General features: G+C 45.3%; 6 protein-coding genes and 1 pseudogene. All 7 read right to left on the bottom strand.

What is annotated here, in order from left to right:
- Positions 1-341 (bottom strand): annotated as a pseudogene (locus AB4167_RS16875) (anaerobic sulfatase maturase); the annotation flags it as partial.
- 119 nt (positions 342-460) lie between these two features.
- Positions 461-2206, bottom strand: coding sequence for an arylsulfatase (locus AB4167_RS16870; protein WP_372136786.1), 1746 nt, complete (start codon positions 2204-2206; stop codon positions 461-463).
- Positions 2207-2299: 93 nt separating this feature from the next.
- On the bottom strand, positions 2300-2731 hold the full coding sequence (locus AB4167_RS16865; RefSeq protein ID WP_017078468.1) for a tetratricopeptide repeat protein: 432 nt from the start codon (positions 2729-2731) through the stop codon (positions 2300-2302).
- Between the two features lie 207 nt (positions 2732-2938).
- Entirely contained in the window at positions 2939-4144 is a 1206-nt protein-coding gene (locus AB4167_RS16860) for an iron-containing alcohol dehydrogenase (RefSeq protein WP_372136785.1), read from the bottom strand.
- Positions 4145-4370: 226 nt separating this feature from the next.
- The gene (locus tag AB4167_RS16855) at positions 4371-4814 is read right to left on the bottom strand and encodes a hypothetical protein (protein WP_372136784.1); all 444 of its coding nucleotides are present in this window, start codon (positions 4812-4814) and stop codon (positions 4371-4373) included.
- 72 nt (positions 4815-4886) lie between these two features.
- The gene (locus tag AB4167_RS16850) at positions 4887-6302 is read right to left on the bottom strand and encodes a coniferyl aldehyde dehydrogenase (RefSeq protein ID WP_372136783.1); all 1416 of its coding nucleotides are present in this window, start codon (positions 6300-6302) and stop codon (positions 4887-4889) included.
- A 275-nt stretch (positions 6303-6577) separates the two neighbouring features.
- Complete coding sequence (locus AB4167_RS16845) at positions 6578-7060, bottom strand: MarR family winged helix-turn-helix transcriptional regulator (protein ID WP_017061075.1); 483 nt, start codon at positions 7058-7060, stop codon at positions 6578-6580.
- Between the last annotated feature and the right edge of the window lie 91 nt (positions 7061-7151).

The raw sequence follows: 7151 nt of genomic DNA, 5'->3' as shown, positions 1-7151 counted from the left end.
GAAAGCCGCGATGAACCATATTTTTTCTGTAGGGCGACGACCTTTTGAAAGTATTCAATCCCCAACAAGGTTGGCTCTCCACCATGCCAAGAAAAGATGATTTCCGGTGTATTCTGCCCTTCTATATATTGTTTGATGTAACGCTCTAACAGGACTTCATCCATCGTATATTGAGATCCCTTGGGGTATTCAAGCAGCTGCTGTTTTTCTAAGTAATAGCAGTAGGTGCAACTGATATTACACACCGCCCCAATCGGTTTTGCTAGCGCTTGAAGCTTGCTGTGCGCCTTACCATTGAACTGCGGGATTGAACTCAAGTTTGATAGCGATAGTGTCGTCATGAAGAGCGCCTCGATGTAAAAGTTATTGTATTAGCTAAAACAATTCGTAATTCCTTTACACGGTGTTCATCGGCCAACCAAGCTTGATGGCATTAGGTTGGCCGAGTGGTTCATTTCTTCTATTTTACGTTTTCAAACGGGTTCCACGCTTCGTCAACCGGAACGATGTTTTGCACTTTTTCGTACTCTTGATATTCAGCGACCATTTCAAGGAACAGATCTGGCATTTCATTTCTCAAGTCATGTTGCTCAGCAGGGTCTTTCTTGGTGTTGTATAAGTGCCACTCACTGTCGCCACCCATTCCCGTAGAGATTCGAATGATCTTGTAATCACCTTTTAGCAAAATCCCGCTACCAAACAATTCAAATGGATTCGCATTATCGGCACTGTGCACCTCTGCCGTTTCACCTTTGAAGTAAGGCAACAAGCTCACACCACTCATCGGCGCCACTTCTCGACCTTGATATTCCGTTCCTGGATGCTCTACCTCTGCAATTTCAAGAATCGTGGCTGCAATGTCTTTCACTTGGGATAAGTCATCTGTTTGAGTTCCCGGCTGTAACGCATCTTCACCTTCTAAAAGCGCTTTGGCTGGCTTAACGATAAATGGCACACGGATACCGCCCTCTGCTGTGTAAGCTTTGTACCAAGATAGGCCACCGGTTGAAGCGCTTGCCCACTCAGGACCCAATGAAACGCTGGAGTTGGCTTTCCCTAGGTTTTCCGTCGAGTTGTCGAAATGATGAGCAGTCCACGTTCGGATCAAATCACTGATATTTTCACCGGTAATATCCGCCGCTTCTGGGCCGTTATCCGCTAGGTACATGATGTAAGTATTATCGTATTCCCCGATTTCTTTCAGGTAATCGACTATCTGACCGACTTGTTGGTCCTGCATTTCCATCATGCCCATCGCGACAGCCATTTTCTTGCCGTGCCACTTTTGTTCTTTTTCAGAGAGCGAGTCCCAAGGGCGGCTTAATGCGTTACGACCTGAAATATCGGCGTCTTTTGGAATCACGCCCATCTCTTTCATGCGTTGGAAACGATCTTCTCGAACCGAGTCCCAACCATGTTCAACGTAGTAATCGACTTTATCTTGATAAGCAGACTCAGGCGCTTGCAGTGGTAGATGAATACCGGTGAATGGGACGTAGGCAAAGAAAGGCTTGCCGTCGTCTTTCTTGCTGTCGATCATCTTGATGATCTCGTTGGTGTAAACTTGGTCTGAGTACTCGCCTTTGTAATTATCCTCAACCACTTCACCGTTGCGGTAAGTTGGCTCAACTTCAACACCGGGAATATCGCCTTTTTGCAACGCATCCGCTGTCGCAGCGTTTTTGGCCGGGAACATCATATCTCGATTAAAGTGATTCGAGCCGCCCGCTAAGATACCGTAACTCTCTTCAAAACCTCGATCGTCAGGTAAGAAACCATCGTCGTGCCCCAAGTGCCATTTCCCAGAGAGGTAAGTGTTATAACCACTCTCTTTAAGCAGCGTTGCGACCGTAACCCCTTTCTTGGTGAGGTAACCTTCATAACCCGGCTTGCCAATCGCACCCGGATAGACAGCATAGTCGAAGGTGCCTAGCCCAACCTCGTGGCTATTTGCTCCGGTTAACATCATAGAGCGCGTTACCGATGAGGTTGGTGACGCGTGAAAGTTAGTAAACTTAACCCCCTCTTCAGCCAGCGCCATTAGGTTTGGTGTATTGGCTTCTGAGCCATAAGGCTGAGTATCGGCAAAGCCCACATCATCGCCAACAATAACAACAATATTCGGTTTTTCTGATTCAGCCGCAAGAGCAGCACTGCTTGCCGCAGCCATTGCAGTGAAGACTAAAGATTTCTTGAATGTCTGCATAAGACGTTCTCCAATTTCTGTGATTAACTTGTTTCAGTAATTAACTTTTCTGCGAGTAACTTTTTCTGTGAGTAACCTGAGTTAGGATTTGAATTAGTGCGCGGCTTGCGACATCCAATGTAATAAGTCGAGCGCAGGGTCATACTCTTGAGCTGCTGCCATGCCGATCCAGGTGACAGCTTCCGCTTGGCTGGCTTGAACGCCACTTCCAGAGATATACATCAATCCAAGCTGTGTTTGAGCTTCAGGGCTACCGTTATTGGCTGCGGTGACGAACCACTCCGCGGCTTTTTCATCATTCTGTTCTACGCCCTCTCCGCTCAGATATAAGTAAGCGACAGAGAGCTGGGCATCCAATTGCCCTTGATAAGCTTCATCCAACAATTGCACGACGTCTTGATGCTGCTGCGATTGATCCATGGTGGCTTCATTCTCAAAGTTCTCGCTTCCAAAGCTTGCCTTGGCAAAAAACAGAACAACCAAAACACCCGCCAAAATCACGGTAGTTAAACGTTTATTGAGCATTTATTTCCTCCTCGGGAATAAAGGTCTCGACGTCCCTGTTGAATGAATTAGGTGAAAAGTAGGAATGGCGCGATGATGCACAAGCTTGATAGCAATACGTTTTCGATTTTCATAATTGGCTCTCGAGTAATGATTGTTGAATGAATCAGGGACTGAATCATCGACTGAATTAAATGGTCATAGCATTCAGTCGATTAAGACAGAGACTTAAATCGCTTTCTCTATGATGGTTTCAATCGTCTGTTTCGAGATTGGGTAGAACTGAAAACAGATGTCTTTTTCAATCGCTTCGGCAATGTTGCTCTTCTCTTGCTCATCAAACTTCCAGCTGCTGAAACGCTTCATCGCACCGACACTGGTTTGGAAGTTATTTAAGAAATCCAACACTCTCTGGTAAACCATCTCATCGGTTCCCATCGTGTCGACCGAGAAAGCTTGAGCTAACTTCGCCGCATTCGGCATATAGAATTCAGGCAGAGCTTCAATCACAACCGGCATCAGTACCGTGTTGGCATCGCCATGTGGAATGTGGCTAATCGCACCAAAGGCGTGAGCACAGTTATGAATCGGAATACCGCCCAAAGACGAATAGAAAGCAGAGATCGCCATGGTACTTGCTTGAAGAAGATTGCCACGTGCGGTTAGGTTTTCTGGCTCTTTAAGTGCCAAGGGTAAGTTTTCAACAATCAATTTTGCAGCCTGAATGCCGTAAGCGTCTGTGAATGCATTACTCATTGGCGAGACAATCGCTTCAACGGCGTGTGTTAGTGCATCCATAGCGGTAGAACGAGTAAGGTGAGCTGGCAGCTTAGTGGTCACCGTTGGATCAAGGATCGCGATATCAGCTTCCAATCCCGATGCGACTAGACTTGCCTTAATGTTTTCATGCTCATTGTAAAAAACAGCAATAGGAGAGGCTTCTGCGCCCGTGCCAGCCGTTGTCGGAACCGCAATGTGTGGCACTCGAATGTCTTCATTGTTTGGCCACACATCCATATGACCGCCGCCCGCAATCACGGTGCGAATGTCATCTATCTTCTTATGAAATGCGTATTTCACGCCTTTAGAAGCATCAATCACGCTGCCGCCGCCAACAGACAAAATCGCATCAGCATTGACGCTGTTTGCAAACTCAATGGCAGCGTTGATGTTGTCGCAAGTCGCGTCTGGCGCGATATCGGTGTACACACCAACAAGCTGAACCGCTTGTTCATTGCCTGGCTGGTTCACCTTTTCGTTTACAAACAACGCCGAGAACTGCTCAACAAAACCAAGAGACTCCAAGCCTTTATCAGAAAAGAGCACGACTCTTTGCGCACCTAAGCGACCAAAAAGAGAAGGGATATTTTCAATGCCATTCTCTTGAGCATGAACAATGGTTTTAAGTTGAAAGTTAAAATTATTGGTTGTCATGGTATTTACCTCATTTCTAGTTGATGACTAAACAATAACCAATACAAACCGGTCGGTCCAGAGCGTTAATGTCAAAGATATGTCAATTAAGATCTTTATGGATCATTGCCCCAAAACGAAAAAAGCCCGCAAATGCGGGCTGTAGTAATAAGTGAGTGATCATTAAATAAGTGTCATTGACTCACCATGAGCAACTTATTAACTATTAACTATTAACTATTAACTATTAACGAAGATGATCTGGCACCTTGCTTTTGTCTCTAGTGAGGTAGTAATACAGGTAAACTAAAGAGTAGACAGTCACAAATCCATCGAGCGCAAATACACCGCTCCAACCATAAAACCACTCATAATCGTTGATACACACGTTGTATAAAAAGATGCCAACAAACATCGACTTCTCAAATGCGCTGTAAATCATGGTCGAGGTGCGCAGCGATTTGTACTTCGCAGAGAACATCAACAACACACCAATACAGCCAACCATCACACCCCAGTGCTGATAAGTCCCCAGCAAATACTCTTTGTTTTCCATCATGGTATCGTTGTATGAGAACAGCGTCTGCATACTCCAATCTGGCGCTAGGAAAGTGGAAAAAGCCGTCGCTGTTAAGAAACCGGTGATCATCAAATACGATTTGATCGTACGTTCAAAAAAACGTTCCAACATAAAAGTAACCTCTTAAAATAATTTCGTGAAAATAACTTTTTGAAAAATAAACAGTGTCATACCAACAGTGATTTACTGGCCAAGCATGCCCATCACTGCGGTTTTTAATTCGTTGTCTTCTTTTGAAAACAGATGCTTAACTCGATGATCTAAGCCTGTTTCCAAGACGGTTTTGGCATGGGAGAAAGTAAGGAAACCTTCTTTGCCGTGATAGTTGCCCTGACCAGATTCACCAATGCCACCAAACGGCGCGTCATCAACCGCTAAATGGAAAACACAGTCATTAATACACATACCACCGGAGTGAACTTGGTGCTTAACCTGAGCCTGTAAACTCAAATCAAAGCTCATTAGATAGAGCGCTAACGGCCTTGGTTTGCTATTGATGACTTGGAACGCCTCTTCGATATTGCGATACGTAATCAAGGGTAATAGTGGGCCGAAAATCTCTTCGTTCATCACCTTGGATGACAGGCTTGGTTCAACAATTAGGTGCGTCACCAAACGATGGTTACCTAAGTCCATCGCTTCGTCATGGCAAGCGACGGTTCGCGTTCCTGCTTGTTGCTCTTCATTCAACAAGCCGACAATACGATCGCATTGACGAGGATTGATTAGGGACGTCAAACTCTCGGAATAGACCCCTTCATCGAACAGCAATTGGTACTGTTTTTTATACTCTTGAATGAAAGATTCAACTTTCCCTTCGGGTAGCAATACATAGTCAGGAGTCACACACACCTGCCCGTTATTGAGGCTCTTACCATAAATGATTCGCTCAACCGCGATATCAATTGGCATGTCTTCTGCAACGATAACCGGTGACTTACCACCTAGCTCTAGCGTGACTGGAGTTAGCGTGTCAGCCGCTGACCTCATCACTTGGCGACCCACTTGGGTTGACCCCGTAAACAGAAGATGATCAAACGGCAACGCCGAAAATGCGGCTGCGATTTCTACCTCACCTTCAACCAAGCACACCTCATCGGATTGGAAGACTTCCACCAATAGCGCTCTTAATACTTGGTTCGTCGCTGGGGTAAATTCACTCATCTTGATCATGGCGCGATTGCCCGCTGCCAACGCCGAAATAAGCGGGCCGACGGATAACATGATCGGGAAGTTCCACGGAGCAATGATCCCGACAACGCCTTTGGGTTGATAAACCACTTCAACACGAGAGGTTGAAAGCAAAGGGCCGGAATGACGAATCGAAGATGTCGACCAATGAGGTAAACACTCAATGCTGTGATCAATATTTCCGATGCAAGGCAATATGTCGGCCATCAAAGTGTCTTGTCGACTGCGGTGACCATAGTCCTCACTCACGGCTGAACACAAACGATCTGTGTAATCGATAAGCGCAGATTTAAGTGCAAACAACTGCTCAATTCTCTCCGATATCGCTGGCATCGGTTTCTGTGCAAAAGCTCCCTGCATGCTGTTCAACGTCATGGTCATTTGTGTTGGCGTCAATTCGTGTTTCATACATCACCTCGTGGTTAAGATGAGCACACAATAATACAAAACAGACCGGTCGGTCTAGTGTTTTATTGTCAGAGAATCGTCAATGGAGTTTTGATTACAATCCAATGAGGCGGCTTCAAACGAGGCAAAAAGTCAGGGGAATTTAAAATAAGAAGGCGTAACTAACACGCAGGGCAAATAGAGATTTTAAATGGCAGGATCAAAAATGGCCGCTTAGTGCGACCATTTGATAATAATTTAAGTTTTTGTTTTAAATGAACAATTTAAAAATGACGTTAGCTCTTGGCTACGTTTGCAATGCCTTCAAGCTGAAGTACTGGAGCGGCGTCGATGTCTTCTGCGTTCATCATTGATGATACTCGCTGCATTGAAGAAAGCAGTAAGCTTTGCTCCCACGGCTCTAGGTTTTGGAATTTTTTTACGAAGTTATCTTGCAGCGGTGGTGGCGCATTGTTTAGCAACTCTTGACCTTTTTCAGTCAGGTTTGCGTGTACTTTGCGGCGATCTGACGAGCTGCGAACACGTTGTACATAGCCATTCAGTTCCAAGCGATCGATGATCGTGGTTGTGGTGGCTTGGCTTACATTGGTGTGATTAGACAATTCTTTGATCGTCACATTACCCATTTCTTGGATTGCTCTCATTAAGATTAATTGAGGGCCAGTCAAACCATACTCTTTACTCAGCTTTTTCGAGTGTAAATCGATAGCGCGAATAATTTGGCGAATAGCGACCAGGATTTCGTCATGTTTGTCCAAGATGCAGACCTTTGTACTAATATACTGTGAATGGTTTTACAGCGTCGAAGCGATGATATGTCCTGATTATTTACGTCAGGTGAGCTCGAAT

Source organism: Vibrio sp. 10N.286.49.E11, assembly GCF_041469505.1.
Classification (GTDB): Bacteria; Pseudomonadota; Gammaproteobacteria; order Enterobacterales; family Vibrionaceae; genus Vibrio; species Vibrio crassostreae_C.
The sequence above is the reverse complement of the archived record's forward strand: the minus strand, read 5'-3'. Positions and strand labels throughout refer to the sequence as shown.

What these genes read in the sequence shown, in the direction of transcription:
- AB4167_RS16870 (WP_372136786.1), bottom strand. Translation starts at nt 2,206, where the DNA reads ATGCAGACATTCAAGAAATCTTTAGTCTTCACTGCAATGGCTGCGGCA.
- AB4167_RS16865 (WP_017078468.1), bottom strand. Translation starts at nt 2,731, where the DNA reads ATGCTCAATAAACGTTTAACTACCGTGATTTTGGCGGGTGTTTTGGTT.
- AB4167_RS16860 (WP_372136785.1), bottom strand. Translation starts at nt 4,144, where the DNA reads ATGACAACCAATAATTTTAACTTTCAACTTAAAACCATTGTTCATGCT.
- AB4167_RS16855 (WP_372136784.1), bottom strand. Translation starts at nt 4,814, where the DNA reads ATGTTGGAACGTTTTTTTGAACGTACGATCAAATCGTATTTGATGATC.
- AB4167_RS16850 (WP_372136783.1), bottom strand. Translation starts at nt 6,302, where the DNA reads ATGAAACACGAATTGACGCCAACACAAATGACCATGACGTTGAACAGC.